This is a genomic window from Halomonas sp. CSM-2 (assembly GCF_002119345.1).
Taxonomy (GTDB): domain Bacteria; phylum Pseudomonadota; class Gammaproteobacteria; order Pseudomonadales; family Halomonadaceae; genus Vreelandella; species Vreelandella janggokensis.
In genome coordinates this window covers 66,456-83,745 of record NZ_NBYR01000001.1, presented here as the reverse complement: position 1 = coordinate 83,745, position 17,290 = coordinate 66,456, and the positions used below count along the sequence as shown (strand labels likewise).

The window sequence follows — 17,290 nt, the reverse complement described above, 5'->3', positions numbered from 1 at the left end:
GGGGAGGTTGCCAAACCCGCCATTCCATTTGACTTACAGTGACTCTTCGCTGGCGAGCGCATGATGTTGCTCCTCGCGCCCTTTCATTCCCCTCGGCCATGCATGCACCAACGCCTTCAACAGCGTGGCGAGCGGAATGGCAAAAAACACGCCCCAGAACCCCCATATACCACCGAAGAACAACACGGCCACAATCACCGACACTGGGTGGATATTGTTGGTTTCCGAGAACAGTACCGGGGCGAGTACGTTGCCATCCAGCGCCTGGATAACCCCGTAAGCCACCAGTACGTAGACAAACGACTCGCTTAACCCGAAGTGAAATCCGGCGACTGCAGCGACCGGCAAGGTGACCACGGCCGCGCCGATATACGGCACCAGCACCGAAAAACCGACCAATACCGCCAGCAGCGCCGTATACGGCAGCTGGAAGAACGAAAACGTGATAAAGGAGACGGTGCCGACAATAATGATCTCGATGAACTTGCCGCGAATGTAATTGGCAATCTGGTCGTCCATTTCATGCCAGATACGCGCCATCAAGGCACGTTTTTGCGGCAGCAATGACAATGTGAAGCCAACCAGCGCCTCTCGGTCCTTGAGCATGAAAAAGACCAAAATGGGCACCACTACCAGATAGATAATCAGCGATAGAAGATTACCCAGAGAGGCCAGCGAAAGCGTCAGGGCACGCTGGCCCAACTGACTTATTTCGCGGCTGGCGACGCCAATCCAATTTTGCATTTGATCCGGGGTAATCAAGTTGGGGTAGCGCGATTGCAGTTCATCCAGCCAGTTTTGCCCGCTTGCAAACATGCGCGGCGTTTCCTGAACAAGACCAATCAACTGATCCCATATCAGCGGTAGCAAAATAAACGCCAGGGCTAATAGCACGCTGACAAAGCCTAGGAACACCACGATTACCGAGAGTAGATGAGGGATACCTCTCCGCGTTAATGCGCCCACCACGCCCTGGAGCAGGAAGGCAATGACCAACGCGGTAAAAAAAGGCGCCAACATACGGCCAAACCAGATCACCGCGGCAAATCCGGCGATGAGCACTACCAGCAGAATCAAGGCTTCTTCGTCTGAAAAATACCGTTCGACCCAGCTTTTCAAGATCGTACGCAGGCTCATGAGCGCTCGCCTTCTGCCTTGCGAAGCCAGTAATGATAGATATCGCCACACTGCTCACGGGCTTCCAGATGATGGGCGCTCTGCTCGGCAAAGGCTTCTATATCCCTCCACGAGCCTGCATCCGTGGCGCGCACTTCCAGTAACTGCCCAGGGGCAAGGCCTGCTAAGGCCTGCTTGGCCTTGAGCAGCGGCAGCGGGCAATGAAGCCCGCAGGCGTCGAGCACGCTATCAGGCTGTAAACGCGTTGTTCGCTCTACCATTTTTCTCCCCTCAAAAAAGACCCTGCACGTATCGATCATTGTTGCATAGACTGTGCAGTATTGACTGCGATTTGATTTAACGGCACTTCACAAGGTGAATCAATGTCGTAAGTAGTGACCTAGCGCTTTCCATCACCGATGAGGATGCCATGCCGCGCCTTTTTAACGCCTCAGCAGCCTGGACGCGTGCCTTAGCGTTCGCCTGCAGTACGACGTTGTTAATCCCCTCGCCTGCCGTCAGTGACGAGCAGACGCTACCCAGTCTGGGTAGCAGCTATTCGTCGGCTAGCGCCGAAGAACACCGGCTGGGCCGCGCTTGGCTGCGCCAGTTCCGCGCCCACGCCCCCCAATGGCAGGATCCCATTGCCCATGATTACTTGACCAGTCTGGTTGATCGCCTGGCCCCGCATAGCCAACTGGGCGACCTGGACGTGACCACCGTCATGGTCGACCATCGAACCCTCAATGCCTTTGCTGTCCCCGGTGGCGTGGTTGGGATTCACGCTGGCTTGTTCGCCTTTGCCGAAGACGAAGGGGCGTTTGCCTCAGTCATCGCCCACGAACTTGGCCACTTATCCCAACGCCACTATGCCCGTAGCAGCGAGCGCGCTGAACAGACCCAGCTACCGGCCATGGCCGGGATGCTGGCCGGTTTGCTGATCGCAGCGGGCGGCGGCGGTAATGCCGGCATCGCTACCGCCATGGGGTCTCAGGCCGCTCTCATTCAAGACCAACTCACCTACTCGCGCCGCTACGAGCAGGAAGCAGATCGCGTGGGCCTTCAGGCCATGGCCGATGCCGGCTATGACCCGGACGCCATGGCGCGCATGTTCCGTACTTTACAACGCATGTCCAGCCTTCAGGGTGGGACGCCACCGGAATTCCTGCTGACCCACCCGGTGTCAGAATCTCGCTTGAGCGATGCGCAGTCACGGGCCGCTCAGATGGACGTTGCCTCAAGCTACTCAAACGATACGCTCTACGACATGATTCGCGGCCGTGCTTTACTGCAGATTGATTCACAGTCGCCTCGGCAAGCCGTCTCCCGACTAGCTCAGGAAAATGCCAGCGAAACGGCACAGCGCTATGTAACGGCCTTGGTCGATGCTCAGTCCGGCCAAGTGGATACAGCGCTAAAAGCGCTTGATCGACTACGTGACGAACAGCCTGATCTTGCCATGTTACCGGCATCGGCGGCAGAGGTTGCCCTACAGGCGCAGCGCTACGATGAAGCGATCCAACGCAGCCAGCGGTTACTGCGTTTTATGCCTGACTACTTGCCTGCCCAGCTTATCTTAGCCGAGGCGCAACTTCAGCGGGATCCCAATGCCGCCTATGACATTCTGCGCGATGTAACCGCGCAACATCCTGAAAACCCGCAGGGCTTCAACCTGCTGGCAGAAGCTGCCGGGCGAAGCGGGCGCAACGGTTTGGGGCATCTGGCTCGGGCGGAATATCTTCAGCTTACCGGGCGCGTGGATAGCGGTATTCGCCAGTTGGATATAGCCAAAGACGCCGCTGAACGCGAAAACGATCAGCGGACATTGGCACGCATCGAACAGCGACGCGAGGATTTCATGGACTACCGCGAGGCCCTGGAAGAGTTTTAGGCGCCACCGATTCAGGCAGATCACGGACGCACGGCCAGACTGGGCGTGCGTGCTGGTTATGCGTTGAAGTTAAGCATCCGCTCCAGCGGCTTGAGCGCCAGCTGGCGCAACTCACTTCCGACCTGAATTTCGCCGCTACCTTCACGTAGCGCACCCGCCAGGTTGTCGAGGGCGTTCATGGCCATCCACGGGCAATGCGCGCAACTGCGGCAGGTCGCGCCGTTACCCGCTGTCGGGGCCTCGAATAACGTCTTATCAGGGACCGCTTGCTGCATCTTGAAGAAGATGCCGCGATCGGTTGCCACAATCAGCTGTTCGTTGGGCAGGGTTTTGGCCGCGTTGATAAGCTGCGATGTCGACCCAGCCACATCGGCCAACTGAACCACCGGCGCGGGCGACTCCGGGTGAACCAGCACGGCGGCATCCGGATATAGCCGCTTGAGATCTTCGACACCTTTCGCCTTGAATTCCTCGTGGACGATACAGGCACCGTCCCACATGAGCATATCGGCACCGGTTTTTTTCTGGATGTAGCCACCCAGGTGTTTATCGGGTGCCCAGAGGATTTTTTCGCCTTTGGCCTGAAGGTGCTCGATCACATCGACGGCGATCGATGAGGTGACCACCCAGTCGGCACGCGCCTTGACGGCAGCCGACGTATTGGCATAAACGACCACGGTGCGGTCAGGGTGGGCATCACAAAAAGCGCTGAATTCGTCGGCAGGGCAGCCTATATCCAGCGAACAGGTCGCCTCCAAGGTAGGCATCAGCACGCGTTTTTCAGGCGACAGAATCTTGGCGGTTTCGCCCATGAAGCGCACGCCGGCCACGACCAGGGTAGTGGCATCGTGGCGGGCACCGAAGCGCGCCATCTCCAGCGAATCGGCCACACAACCACCGGTTTCTTCCGCCAGTTGCTGAATGGCGTCATCGGTATAGTAGTGCGCTACCAGCACGGCGTTATGCTGGTTCAGCAACTGCTTGATTTCTTCCACGCGCGCCTGGTCTTCGGCGGGTATGCGGGTCGGGCAGTACGGGCTTGGGAGCGGAGCATCAAGCTCAGCTTGAGTAGTCATAATAGTCATCGTGTCTACCACTGTGACGAACAGGGAATCCCCCTGTTAAACACCAGTCACGGCGTATGCACTCCGCACGCGCCGCTCTCGTTGACAGAAACCGCTTGCGTCTTTCGCGTTGGGTTTCTGTCGGTCTCAACATCAATGTGACTATTTTGGCGGGAAATGGTTGCTGACAGCAAGTCCAATTGTCAGGCATCAGGTTGTGCACATAGCAAAACACCCCTGACAGCGAACTGTCAGGGGTGTCGAATCTGGTGGGTCGTGCAGGATTCGAACCTGCGACCAATTGATTAAAAGTCAACTGCTCTACCAACTGAGCTAACGACCCGCTGCTCACACGGCGGCGGCAAATCTAAATAAAGTTCGGCTGGTGGGTCGTGCAGGATTCGAACCTGCGACCAATTGATTAAAAGTCAACTGCTCTACCAACTGAGCTAACGACCCGCCCGAACGGATGCATATCTTACGGATAGCCCACGCTATCCGCAAGTCTTTTTTGAACTTTTGCCTTAACGACCGCGCGATTTGCTCATATTACAAACGGCCTTTAGCGCCGCTTGGGCTTGCGCATTGCCTGCACCGGGCGGCGCTTGTTTTTATCGCGGCTCCAACGGTTTTTTTCGTCCGGCGTCAGCTCGGGAACCTTGCGGGTTTCCAACTGGGCCAGTGCCGCCAGGTCATCCACTTCATCCTGAGAAAGCTCGACCCACTCTCCCGCCTTGGCGCGCTTATCAAGGAAAATATTGCCGTAACGAACCCGTTTCAAACGACTTACCGTCAACTCCTGAGACTCCCAGAGTCGACGAACCTCGCGGTTTCGGCCTTCCAGAATGACCACATGGAACCAGGTGTTGATACCTTCGCCGCCGAACTCCTGAACATCGGTGAACCGGGCGGGACCATCTTCCAGCATCACACCGTCTACCATGGCCATGATATGTTCACGCTTCACTTCACCCATCACGCGCACCGCATATTCACGCTCGACCTGCGTCGAGGGGTGCATCAAGCGGTTGGCCAGCTCGCCGTCAGTGGTGAAGAGCAAAAGCCCACTGGTGTTGATATCCAGGCGACCGATGGCAATCCAGCGCTCGCCTTTCAAGCGCGGCAGGCGATCGAACACGGTGCGACGGCCTTCGGGATCCTTGCGGGTACACAACTCGCCTTCCGGCTTGTTGTACATGATCACCCGGCGCGGTGTTTCGTCTTCCGCTCTCAGCGTCACCAGCCGGTCGTCAAGGCTGACCTTGTCGCGCGCTTCAACACGGTCGCCCAGTTTGGCGACCTGATTGTTGACCTTGACGCGGCCGTCGGCAATCACGGTTTCCATTTCACGCCGCGAGCCAAGACCGGCACGGGCGAGAACTTTTTGCAGCTTTTCGCTGGTAGGGGGGGTATTACTCTGACTCATGGTCGTCTGACCTCTCATCATGGGTCTGCGTGCGCGCCTCCTGGTCATCGGATCGCTGCGCACGTGCTGCCAGGCGTGCCTCTAAATCGGCAAAGCTCAGCGGCTGGGTTAACGCCGTCTCGGCGTGCGTCTCGGCGCTATCGGCCGTTTCGGGTGGCGCATCCTGCACGGTTTCGGGCGCGTCGTCCAGTGCTTCCTGCGTGTCAGAAGACGGCGAATCCGGCAACAGCGTTTGCCCGTCGTTCGTATCAGGCACATCAGCGGCGTCCTGGCCATCGGCTTCCCCGCTGACCAGCTCGTGCATCGGCGGCAGGGCATCCAGGGTTTTCAAGCCGAAATCATCCAGAAAACTGCGTGAAGTCGCGTAGACCGCCGGCCTTCCCGGCACGTCACGGTGCCCGACCACGCGTATCCAGCCACGCTCCATCAGCGTACGCATGATCGAGCTGCTCACGCTGACCCCGCGGACATCTTCAATGTCACTGCGGGTCACAGGCTGTCGATAGGCAATCAATGCCAGGGTTTCGAGCAGTGCCCGTGAGTAACGCTGGGGGCGCTCATCCCAGAGCCGCGACACCCACTGCGAAAGCCGCGGGCGAATCCGCAACTGATAACCCGATGCCGTTTCGATAAGCTCCAGGGCGCCGTGTTCATGACGCTCGCTCAACCGGACCAGCACTTCGCGAAGCTCGTATCGAGACGGGCACTCGCCATCCAGAAACAACGTTTCCATGCGCTCCAGCGGGAGTGGTTCCCCCGCCGCCAGTAACGCGGCTTCGAGTATTTCCTCCAACGGCGAATCAATCTCACTCATGGTGCTTCCCTGTCGGCAGGTGCTTCAAACGCGCTTTCTTCATCAGAATGTTCGCCAGCGTCATCGATTGCAAAGGCGTCTTCGGGGTCATGGCCGTCGCTAATGGCAGCGGGGCGCGCGCGCACATGGATTGGTGAGAGCGGGGCATTTTGCACGATATCGATCATGGCTTCCTTGGCGAGCTCCAGAATCGCCATGAACGTCACCACAACGCCTGCCCGCCCCTCTTCCAGGGTAAACAGCGCGGCAAAGGGCACGTAGTGCGGCTCGCCGCCCTCACCACCGAGCCGCTCCATGATGGCGAGCATCCGTTCACGGGTGGAGAGTACCTCACGGCTAATATGGTGCGCCTGGGCAAGCTCGGCGCGCTTGAGAATATCGGCCAGTGCGCCCAACAGTTCATCCAGCTCGACCGGCGGATGAATGACCCGCGCCTCCAGCGGCGGCAAACCTGCCTGCACGCTGAACCAGTCGCGGCCAACGCGTGGCAGCGTATCCAGCGACTCGGCGGCTTCCTTGAGGCGTTCATACTCTTGCAGGCGACGGATCAATTCTGCCCGCGGATCCTCTTCATCCTCGCCTTCCGCTTTGGGCGGCCGGGGCAGCAAGGTGCGCGACTTGATCTCGGCCAGCATCGCCGCCATCAGCAGGTACTCGCCCGCCAGCTCGATTTCCATGGCCTTCATCAGTTCCACGTATTCAATGTACTGATGCGTAATGGTGGCCACGTTAATCGTCAGAATATCCAGGTTCTGGCGGCGAATCAGGTAAAGCAGTAAGTCAAGCGGCCCTTCAAAGGCTTCCAAAAAGACGCGCAGCGCCTCCGGCGGGATATATAAATCCTCCGGCAATTGAGTGATCGGCTCGTTGAAGAGCCGCCCCAGCGCTTCGGCCACCGGCGCTGTGTCCGAGGTGTCCGTGCTTGAGGGGGCCTGTTTAGCGCTTGGCGTCTCGCTCACGCGGGTCGGTTCCTCAGTTAGATAGGCGATTTTTAAGGCTGTATGTATCTGCTAATGGATCAATATTCCAATATCGGCATTACTTAATAAAGTGACCCCGCCACCTTAACCTGCATCGCTGGCTTTGCGGTAGCGGCCCTGATAATCAAACAGCTTATCGCGAAGCTGCCAGTGACGCCCTACCTTGCGCCCGACCACGAAGTCGGGATGGCGCAGGCGGCGCTGTTCGCTGACAACCTCCTGCGGCGTGGCAGGTTGCCAGGGCATACCCGGCGCGCGCAAATGATCACGCAAAAATGCAACGTAAAAAGCACGCCGTTGCGCCGATGTTTCCAGAGCAAACCATTCCGCCAGGCTCGCGCCGTCTTCATCATGATAGGTGACCTTGAGTCGCGGCAGCCCGCGCCCGTTGGTGGCAGCTTCCAGTAACATGCCACTGACCCTTAGCACCCTGGCGTCTTTCAGCCTCAGGGCATCCTTGAGCTTGCTATCCGCGTCGACCAGCAGCGTTTGGCAGCCGTGGCAACGGCGCGCGGCGATATCGTTCTCGGCGCCGCATTCATCGCAGACTTTAAAGCGAAAGCGAAACTCGCATTGGCGACGCGTGCCGTTTTCGTCCTCGACAAGCCCCTGGCAGCGGCGGCCAAAATGCTCGATCACCAGTTCACCGTCACGCTTGCCCCAGTACAGGTTGGCATGACCACATTCAGGACAAGTTACCTGCACCGGCTCGCTATCGCTATCCGGCCTGGGTTCACCCACTTCCGGCGCGTAGAGGTCCCACGGGTTGCCTGCATAGTCGAGCACCAGGCAGTCCTGTTTGCCAGGCGACAAGCGCAGCCCCCGGCCCACCATCTGCTGATACAGGCTGACCGACTCGGTGGGCCGCAGTATTGCAATCAAATCCACGTGGGGAGCATCAAACCCAGTGGTCAGCACGGCCACGTTGACAAGGTATTTAAGTCTTTGGGCTTTGAAGGCGTCGATAATCGCCGTGCGGTCCTGCGATACAGTGGCGCCGGTAATCAGCGCCGCCTCCCCCGTCGGCAGATAGCCCATGATCTCTTCCGCATGGGCCACGGTCGCGGCAAAGATCATCACACCCTGGCGCCCCTCCGCCAACTCGACGACCTGGCGGATAATACCCGGCGTGGCACGATTGCCGGCCACCACCTGATTCAACGCCGCCTCCGTGTAAGCACCCGTCGCCGCCGGTGTCAGGCGGGAAAAATCATACCCTTCGACCGCCATATCACGCCGCTTGGGCTCGGCCAGATAGCCTTGCTTAACCATCAATCTGAGCGGCTGCTCGAACACGCAGTCGCGAAAGAAGCAGTCATCACTGCCTTTCACCATGCCGTGATAATGGTGGTGATAGATGAACCCCTGCCCCAGGCGATAAGGCGTTGCCGTAAGGCCTAGTATTTTAAGCTGTGGGTTTTGCTGCTGCAGGTGATCGATTACCTGACGATAGGTGGCGTCTTCATTGAGCGAAATACGGTGGCATTCATCAACCACCAGCAAGGTGAAGCGACCGTCGGCAAAACGATCCAGGTTTCGCACCACCGACTGCACCGAACCAAAGACCACCTGTCGCTCGGCCTCTTTACGCTTCAACCCGGCACTGAAAATATCGGCTTCCAGGCCGTAGGCCTGATACTTGGCGTGGTTCTGCTCGACCAGCTCGCGCACGTGTGCCAGCACCAGCACTCGCCCTCGCGCCAGACGGGCAAGCTCGGCAATCACCAACGATTTACCGCTTCCCGTGGGCAATACCACCACCGCCGGGGCGTGGGAAGCACGGAAATGTTCAACCACACGGCCAACCGCCTGGCTCTGATAGGGGCGCAGTTCAGGGGTCATCACGTCAGTCGCGAAAGGCGGCCCTGAGGCCGCCTTTTCAGGGTGTGTCATCCATCACCTGGCATTTGTGCGTCAGGCCTCGCCTAACCACGCTCGGGCATTGCGGAACAAGCGCAGCCATGCACCATCCTCGGTCCATTCGCTGGGGTGCCAGGAATTAGTCACCGCCCGCGCCACGCGTTCAGGGTGCGGCATCATGATCGTGACGCGCCCGTCAGGCGTGGTCAGCCCGGTAATTCCCGATGGTGACCCGTTAGGGTTCGCCGGGTAACGGGTCGTTGCCTGACCATAGTTATCGATGTAGCGCAGGGCGACCTGACTGCTCGACTGCATCCGGCGCAGGTGCGCACTGTCGCGGAACGCCGCCTGACCTTCACCGTGAGCAACAGCGATGGGCAACTGCGAGCCTTCCATGCCAGCCAACAGGATGGAGGGGCTCTTTTCCACCCGGACCATGGAAAGGCGAGCCTCGAACTGCTCGGATTCGTTGCGCACAAAAGCGGGCCAGTCTTCCGCGCCGGGGATCAATGACCGAAGCTGCGATAGCATCTGGCAGCCGTTGCATACCCCCAGCGAGAAACTGTCGTCACGCTTGAAGAATGTCGCAAACTGTTCCCGGACACGCTCGTTGAACAGCACTGACTTCGCCCAGCCACCGCCAGCGCCTAATACGTCGCCGTAGGAGAAACCACCGCAGGCGACCAGGCCTTTGAAATCATCGAGCGACACCCGCCCTTCAAGGATATCGCTCATATGGACGTCGACAGCGTCAAACCCGGCCTTGTCGAATGCCCAGGCCATTTCCACCTGGCCATTGACCCCCTGTTCACGCAGCACGGCCATGGCCGGTTTCGTAGTATTGATAAACGGGGCGCTGATATCATCATTGATATCGAAACTTGGTGAAGCGCTGAGACCAGGGTCGCGAACGTCGAGCAACTGATCGAATTCATTCTTGGCACATTCGGGGTTATCACGCAGCGCCTGCATGCGATAACTGGTTTCAGACCAGGTGCGCTGGGTGAGTTGGCGAGTGGTTTCGAGTAACGGCTCTTCGAACAGCGTCACGCGCACCTGATCGTCGTAGCGCGGGCGGGCAATCACGCCGCAGGTCTCAATACCGGCCACGGCGAACTGGGTCAGCACCTCTTCGGTATCCTGACGGTTGACCTGGATCACCGCCCCCAATTCTTCGGAAAACAGCGCGCCAAACGCTTCCACCGGCTCGTCGATCAGCCAGTCGAGCTTGATTTCAAGCCCGGAATGGGCGGCAAAGGCCATCTCCAGCAGCGTCACCAGCAAACCGCCGTCACTGCGGTCATGGTAGGCAAGCAGCTTGCCATCGCGGTTGAGCCCCTGAATGACTTCGAAGAACGCCTTGATGTCTTCGGCGTCATCCACATCCGGGCACTCATTGCCAACCTGACCGTATACCTGCGCAAGCGCCGAGCCGCCTATCCGATTCTGACCGTTGCCCAGATCGATCAATATCAGGTCGGATTCATCCTGCTCCAGATTGATCTGCGGCGTTAAGGTCGCCAGGGCATCGGTCACGGGTGCGAAGCCGGTAATCACCAGCGACAGCGGCGAGGTAATGGACTTCTCTTCCACCTCCCCCTTGGGATTTTCGGCCTGCCAGGCGGTACGCATCGACATGGAGTCCTTGCCTACCGGTATGGCAATGCCCAGCGCCGGGCAGAGTTCCATGCCGACCGCGTGCACGGCATCGTAAAGTGCCTGGTTCTCGCCAGGGTAGTCGGCAGCGCTCATCCAGTTGGCCGACAGCTTGACGTCGCCCAGCTTTGCTATTGGCGCCGCTGCCAGATTGGTAATCGCCTCGGCCACCGCCAGACGGGCGCTGGCGGCGGGGTCAATCAGGGCTACCGGCGGGCGTTCGCCCATGGCCATCGCCTCGCCCGCATGGGTGTCAAAACTCGCCGTCGTCACGGCGACATCCGCGACAGGTACCTGCCAGGGGCCGACCATCTGATCCCGGGCCACTTGCCCTGTAATGGAGCGATCACCGATGGTAATCAGGAAGCTTTTCGAGGCCACCGTGGGCAGACGCAGGACGCGGTCCAGCGCCTCGCGCAGGTCCAGATTGTCGAGCATCACGCCCGACAGCGTTGGTGACTGGCGATTGAACTCACGCAGCATTTTGGGCGGTTTGCCGAACAGGACACTCATCGGCAGGTCAACCGGCCGGGTCTCGAAATGACCGTCGCGCACTTCAAGGTGGTGCTGCTCAAGCGCTTCACCGACCACCGCATAGGGGCAACGCTCGCGGGCACACAGCGCCTCAAACGTCGCCAGGTCATCAGCCGCTACCGCCAGCACATAGCGCTCCTGGGCTTCATTGCACCAGATTTCCAGCGGGCTCATGCCCGGCTCGGCATTGGGCACCGCGCGCAAGTCAAACAGACCGCCCCGGCCACCGTCCTTGACCAGCTCTGGCAGGGCATTGGAAAGTCCGCCGGCACCGACATCGTGAACAAAACGGATGGGGTTATGATCGCCCATCGCCCAGCAGCGATCGAGAACCTCTTGTGCTCGGCGCTCGATTTCCGGATTTTCTCGCTGCACGGAGGCAAAATCCAGGTCGGCACTCGACACGCCGGAGGCCATACTGGAGGCAGCCCCGCCACCCAGGCCGATCAGCATCGCCGGGCCGCCCATGACGATGAGCTTGCCGCCGACAGGAATATCACCTTTCTGGACGTGCTGGGCACGAATATTGCCGTAGCCGCCGGCGATCATGATCGGCTTATGGAAACCGCGCCGTTCGATGCCGTCTTCGCTGAGCACGTCCTGCTCGTAGGTGCGGAAATAGCCGGTCAGGTTGGGTCGGCCAAATTCGTTGTTGAAGGCCGCACCGCCGATCGGGCCATCCAGCATGATCGAAAGCGCCGACTGCATGCGCTCGGGTTTGCCATAGTCGAAGGCTTCCCAGGGCTGAACAAACTCGGGAATACGCAGGTTGGAAACGGTAAAGCCGGATAGCCCCGCTTTGGGCTTACCGCCAATACCGGTCGCCCCTTCGTCGCGAATTTCACCGCCCGAGCCGGTCGCCGCACCGGGAAAAGGCGCAATGGCTGTCGGGTGGTTATGGGTTTCCACTTTCATCAGGATGTGGATAGGTTCCTGATGGGTGGCGTACAGAGCGCGCTCGTCGTCGTCCCCGGTCAAGGGAGTGGCAAAAAAGCGCCCGGCCTGGCTCCCTTTGATGACCGCCGCGTTATCGCTGTAGGCAGACAGGACGTTGTCCGGCGATGTGGCAAAGGTATTCTTGATCATCTTGAACAGCGAATGACTTTGCGGCTCGCCGTCAATCAGCCAGTCGGCATTAAAGATTTTATGGCGGCAGTGCTCGGAGTTCGCCTGGGCGAACATCATCAACTCGACATCGCTTGGATTGCGATCCAATTCATTGAAGGCATCGACAAGATAGTCAATCTCGTCATCGGCAAGTGCCAGCCCCAGCTCATGGTTGGCGGTGGCCAAGGCTTCACGGCCGCCGGTGATGATATCCACACTGCCCAGCGGGGCCGGGTCGTGGTGGGCAAACAGCTTGGCGGCATCCGTGGCATCGGTGAGTACGCTTTCGGTCATACGGTCATGCAGAAGGGCAGTCAGCGCGTTGAGTCCCTCCTCATCCGGCATGACGGTAACACTTATCCGATAATCGACACCGCGCTCTATGCGGCTGACCTGGTGCAAACCACAGTTATGCGCGATATCAGTGGCCTTGGACGACCAGGGAGACTGGGTCCCTATGCGCGGCACCACCAAAAAACGCTGTGCGCCCTTGGGTGGTTCAACCGCTGCTTCATGGCCGTAATCCAACAGCTGTACCAGCCGCTGGTAAGCGTCTGCCTCCAACGGCGCGTGATGGTCGATAAAGTGAACGTAGTCGGCGGATAGCGCCTCGACCTCGGGAACACGTTCACGCAGCACCGCTAATAGCCGAGCATGACGGAAGGCAGAAAGGGCGGGTGCGCCTCGCAGTTCGAGCATATCCAGAAGCCTCTAGAGCAGGGGGAATTCGAGCAGGGAAATCACCGGGCCGCCGAGCGGCCTTCTTTTATGACACTGATTACCCCCTATGATACTGGAAAGCGTCGGCCACACGAAATCAACAAGGTGACAGTCTGCTGATGGCTGGGTATCGTGGCAGCTTATCCTGCGCCGACAAGACACCATGCTGACGCTGATTTGCCGACATTTTATCGCTCGCTCAAGCTATTACTATGCACTAACAGCCATTGCGCTGCTGGTGATGATGCCGACCTTTTCATTTGTGCCGGACGGCGAACACCTGAACCAGATACGCCAGCGCGACTTCATCACCCTGCACACTCGAAATACGCCGACCACCTATTATGAAGGCCGTCATGGGCCAACTGGCTTCGAGTATGAACTCATGCGCCGTTTTGCCGATCGCCTGGGGGTTAGCCTGAATATCGATGCCAGCCACCACCCGGAGAGCGTGCTCACAGCGGTGCGTGAAAAAGGCGACCTGGGAGCGGCAGCGCTTCCCTTGCTCACCGACACGCCAGGCATTCACTACACCCGTCCGATCATCAACATGCAGCCACTCGTGGTCTACCGTCGCGGACTCAACGGCATCGATGAACCCGGCGACCTCGTCGGGCTCTCGCTGGGCACACTGAGCGGAGCGGGCACAAGCAAAGCATTACGCGAGTTGCAGGAAGATTATCCCGAATTAAGCTGGCGCGAGTCCCACGAGCTGGAAGTTGCCGAACTATTGGCCCAAATCGAAGATGGCCGTTTCGATGCGGCGGTGATTTTCGAACATCAGTTCCGCATTAACCGGCTGTTTTTTAAAGATGTCGAAGATGGCTTCCCGCTGGGTGACCCGGTCTCGATGGCATGGGCGGTTCCCAGCGGGCGGGGACTGGGGTTGCTTGAATCGGCTAACCGCTTTCTTGAAGACCTTCAACAGACAGGGACTCTCGACCAACTTGTTGCACGCTATTTCGGCCATGACGACTACCTAGAGTATGTCGGTACACGCACCTTTCTCTCCCATCTGGATGCCCGTCTTCCCCGCTTCACCGAGGATTTCAAGCAGGCCGCCGAGAATACCGGCTTCGACTGGAAACTGCTTGCCGCCATCGGTTACCAGGAGTCCCACTGGGACCCCGATGCCGTCTCCCCCACCGGCGTCCGCGGTCTGATGATGCTTACCCGCCCTACCGCCAAGGAAATGGATATTGAGAATCGCCGCGACCCAGCGCAAAGCATCGACGGCGGCTCGCGTTACCTGCGCAGCCTCATGGATCGCCTTCCTGACGACATCACAGGAGACGACCGCCTGTTTATGGCAATGGCGGCCTATAACGTCGGTCTGGGGCATCTTTACGATGCGCGCAAAATCGCGGAAATGCGCGACGGCGACCCGGACAGCTGGGCGGATGTGCGCAAGGCGCTCCCATTGCTGCAACAGCGCGAATGGCATAGCAAAACGCGCCACGGTTACGCACGCGGGGGAGAGCCCGTCATTTATGTGCGTAACATTCGCCGCTACTACGAAATGCTTGAGTACGTTGAACGCAGTCGCCAGCAGTTCTTTCAGCTAGAGCAAACGCCTGTCAACGCAGACCCACTGTTAATGTTCGAGTTGATACCGCCGCTTGATTAAGTCGAGACCGTAATGCCTCAAACGCTTCGCAGCCGCTTTGCGCTGACACTTGCTATCGTCGTAATGCTGGGGGCGACAACGCTGCTGTGGGTAACACCAGGGATGACGACCCTGGCACTGTGGTTGCTGGCACTTGCCAATCTAGCTGCCATGCGCGGAATCTGGCCATTGGCATGCCTGCTTGCTTTTGGCGTACTAGGGATGCTCGCACCGGGCATGCTCAGCTACCTGCTGCCCGAAGCCTGGCTACCCACCGCCAGTTGGCAACGACTGGCCGAGCACTTTTTACCGGATGCGACGACTGAAACACTCAGGGCGCCGCTACTCACGACGGTCGCCCTGCAACTGACTGCGCTCAGTCTAATTCTGCAGTTACGCGCGCGACTGGGCGCACCGTTATTAAGCGCTTCGGCCGCGCTTTTACTCGGCCTGCAAGGCATTGAACCCGCCCTGTATCCTGGCTTCTCCCCCCTGCTCGACTACGCAACGTCCTGGCCCGTGCTAATCCTCCACGCGGCCCTTTTGACCGCACAGGTGGTTCATGCCCTTCCCTATTGGCGAGGCAAGCGACGCTATTTGGCTGTAACGTTATGGTCAACGCTTGCCGTGGTCGGCTTTTCGTTGCTGCTTTGGCACCAGCTTCACCTGCACGCCGAACGCGCGCTCTACCAGCGCGCCGAGACCCGCGTACAAACCCTGGCAACACAGCTCAGCCGCGAAATTACCGCCCATCTCGACGCCATGCGCCGCTTTGCGCGCACCTGGGAGCTTCAGTCGACGCCCCCCAGTTATGCCCAATGGGTCCAGCAGGCAGAAGGCTATCAGAAAGACTTTGACTACCTGATCAACATGGCCTTCATCACACCTGACAGCGGTATTCGACAGGTATACCCCGCTACACCGCTCAACCTGAGCACCCTGGGGCTACGCCTTTTCGACGCACAGCCAGCAGGACGTCGCGCGCTGGAGCCGGCATTAAATGGCGAGCGCGAGGGCAGCACCGATATCATCCAGCTACTCCAAGGCGAACGCGGCATGATCCACTATTTGCCCGTCAAAAATGAGCAGCAAGCGCCCATAGGCGCGGCGGCCATGGTCATAAGCTTCCCCCAGTTGGCTGATACCCTCTTCAAGCAATTAACGGACGCTGAAGGTATTATCCAATGGCACAGCGACGAGCAGATACTCGCCGTCTACGGCGATACCAGACACCCGGGCCCATGGATTTACCACCACCAAGTGATGCTTGGCGATAAGGCGCTGACACTCTCGGATCGACCGCGACGCAACTACCTGCTGAGCCAGCTCCCCCGGCTGCCCACCTTGAGCCTCGTGCTGGGCCTGACATTTGCCTATCTCGTGTATCTGGTCATCTATAGCTTCAAGCGCCTGGGTTACCAACATCGCGCCATGCTGCAAAGCAATACTTCGTTGCAGCAGGAAATACGCACTCGCAGTCAGTTACAGCGCGAGATTGAATGGCTGGCTAGCCATGACGAGCTAACCGGCATCCCCAACCGGCGCCACTTTCTCGACCACGTCAGCGCACACCGGTCAAAGCGGCCACTCAGCCTGGCGCTGTTTGATATTGACCACTTCAAGCGCGTCAACGACCAATTGGGTCATCTGGTAGGCGACGACTACCTGGCACACATCGCGTTGCTGGGAGAGGCGCTTATGGAACAGCATGGCGGTATTTTTGCGCGTTACGGTGGCGAGGAATTTGTCGCCTTGCTGCCCGGCCTGAACATGGACGCCGCCCGAAAGCTGGCCGATACGCTGCGCTTGCAGGTTATCGATGCCTGCTTGACCCATGCCGATGGCAAGCCAATCACCCTGAGCGCTGGGGTCGTGAGTGTCACCGCCCCCCAACCATTCGACATGACGCGCTTGATGCAAACCGCCGACAAAGCCCTTTATCGTGCCAAGCGGGAAGGGCGTAACCAAATCGCCACCGGCGGCATTGACGACTAGGCTATCGGTCTGCCTCATTCCGCCTGGCGGCAAAAAAAGCTTTTAAGCACTTGCTTGCCTGCCCCGCCAATACCCCACCCCGAACATCGATGGCATGATTGAACCACGGCTGCGCCAGCAGATTGGCTTTAGACTCCACCATTCCCGTGCGCGGCTCGGCAGCTGCGTAGACCAGGCGGCGCAGGCGGGCGTGGATCATCGCCCCAACACACATCATGCAGGGCTCCAGCGTCACGAATAACGTACAACCGGACAAGCGATAGTTACCTACCTGCCGGGCCGCCGCGCGAAGAGCACGAACCTCTGCATGACCACTGGGGTCACAACTGGATACCGGGGCATTGCCAGCTTCACCGATAATCCTGCCATCAGCGTCAACCACCACGGCCCCCACCGGCACTTCGCCCATTTCAGCCGCCAGATGCGCCTGGTCCAACGCCCGGTGCATGTAAAATTCATCGCTGCGAATCACAGCAAACTCCGTTAAGGTAACAAAACGATCGTATGAACGGCGCCATTGA

12 protein-coding genes and 2 tRNA genes are annotated in these 17,290 nt (G+C 59.0%); 3 read left to right on the top strand and 11 right to left on the bottom strand.

The genetic code is table 11. The features are described from left to right. Positions 1 to 33 precede the first annotated feature (33 nt). Positions 34 to 1,137, bottom strand: a complete 1,104-nt coding sequence (locus B7L15_RS00385) for an AI-2E family transporter (protein WP_085917081.1) — start codon at positions 1,135 to 1,137, stop codon at positions 34 to 36. After that, entirely contained in the window at positions 1,134 to 1,397 is a 264-nt protein-coding gene (locus B7L15_RS00380) for a sulfurtransferase TusA family protein (protein WP_085917080.1), read from the bottom strand. The genes B7L15_RS00385 and B7L15_RS00380 overlap by 4 nt, the downstream gene beginning before the upstream one ends. A gap of 149 nt (positions 1,398 to 1,546) precedes the next feature. Between B7L15_RS00380 and B7L15_RS00375 the strand changes: the two genes are divergently transcribed. Beyond that, positions 1,547 to 3,007 carry a M48 family metalloprotease gene (locus B7L15_RS00375; RefSeq protein ID WP_085917079.1) on the top strand — a complete coding sequence of 487 codons (1,461 nt, stop codon included), beginning with the start codon at positions 1,547 to 1,549 and terminating at the stop codon, positions 3,005 to 3,007. A 56-nt stretch (positions 3,008 to 3,063) separates the two neighbouring features. Here the strand turns inward: B7L15_RS00375 and nadA are convergent, their stop codons facing one another. The 8 genes from nadA to purL form a co-directional block, all read right to left on the bottom strand. After that, positions 3,064 to 4,092, bottom strand: a complete 1,029-nt coding sequence (nadA, locus tag B7L15_RS00370) for a quinolinate synthase NadA (RefSeq protein ID WP_085917078.1) — start codon at positions 4,090 to 4,092, stop codon at positions 3,064 to 3,066. A gap of 246 nt (positions 4,093 to 4,338) precedes the next feature. Continuing rightward, positions 4,339 to 4,414 (bottom strand) — tRNA-Lys (locus B7L15_RS00365). A 40-nt stretch (positions 4,415 to 4,454) separates the two neighbouring features. Then, positions 4,455 to 4,530 (bottom strand) — tRNA-Lys (locus tag B7L15_RS00360). A 103-nt stretch (positions 4,531 to 4,633) separates the two neighbouring features. After that, a complete protein-coding gene (rluB, locus tag B7L15_RS00355) occupies positions 4,634 to 5,497 on the bottom strand; it encodes a 23S rRNA pseudouridine(2605) synthase RluB (RefSeq protein WP_085917077.1) in 864 nt (287 codons plus the stop codon). Beyond that, positions 5,484 to 6,311 (bottom strand): SMC-Scp complex subunit ScpB, encoded by an 828-nt coding sequence (gene scpB / locus B7L15_RS00350; RefSeq protein ID WP_085917076.1) that lies wholly within the window; start codon positions 6,309 to 6,311, stop codon positions 5,484 to 5,486. Before scpB ends, rluB begins: the two co-directional genes overlap by 14 nt. Beyond that, positions 6,308 to 7,270, bottom strand: coding sequence for a segregation and condensation protein A (locus tag B7L15_RS00345; RefSeq protein ID WP_085917075.1), 963 nt, complete (start codon positions 7,268 to 7,270; stop codon positions 6,308 to 6,310). Before B7L15_RS00345 ends, scpB begins: the two co-directional genes overlap by 4 nt. 105 nt (positions 7,271 to 7,375) lie before the next feature. After that, a complete protein-coding gene (locus tag B7L15_RS00340) occupies positions 7,376 to 9,184 on the bottom strand; it encodes a DEAD/DEAH box helicase (protein WP_441316937.1) in 1,809 nt (602 codons plus the stop codon). A 21-nt stretch (positions 9,185 to 9,205) separates the two neighbouring features. Next, the gene (purL, locus tag B7L15_RS00335; RefSeq protein ID WP_085917074.1) at positions 9,206 to 13,147 is read right to left on the bottom strand and encodes a phosphoribosylformylglycinamidine synthase; all 3,942 of its coding nucleotides are present in this window, start codon (positions 13,145 to 13,147) and stop codon (positions 9,206 to 9,208) included. A 184-nt stretch (positions 13,148 to 13,331) separates the two neighbouring features. On the opposite strand from purL, the gene mltF reads away from it, so the two are divergent. Together mltF and B7L15_RS00325 are read left to right on the top strand one after the other, a co-directional pair. Then, positions 13,332 to 14,795, top strand: a complete 1,464-nt coding sequence (gene mltF / locus B7L15_RS00330; protein ID WP_085917073.1) for a membrane-bound lytic murein transglycosylase MltF — start codon at positions 13,332 to 13,334, stop codon at positions 14,793 to 14,795. A 12-nt stretch (positions 14,796 to 14,807) separates the two neighbouring features. Next, the gene (locus B7L15_RS00325) at positions 14,808 to 16,769 is read left to right on the top strand and encodes a GGDEF domain-containing protein (RefSeq protein ID WP_085917072.1); all 1,962 of its coding nucleotides are present in this window, start codon (positions 14,808 to 14,810) and stop codon (positions 16,767 to 16,769) included. Position 16,770: 1 nt separating this feature from the next. Here B7L15_RS00325 and tadA read toward each other — a convergent pair whose 3' ends face one another. Next, positions 16,771 to 17,238 carry a tRNA adenosine(34) deaminase TadA gene (gene tadA, locus B7L15_RS00320; RefSeq protein ID WP_217807966.1) on the bottom strand — a complete coding sequence of 156 codons (468 nt, stop codon included), beginning with the start codon at positions 17,236 to 17,238 and terminating at the stop codon, positions 16,771 to 16,773. Positions 17,239 to 17,290 lie beyond the last annotated feature (52 nt).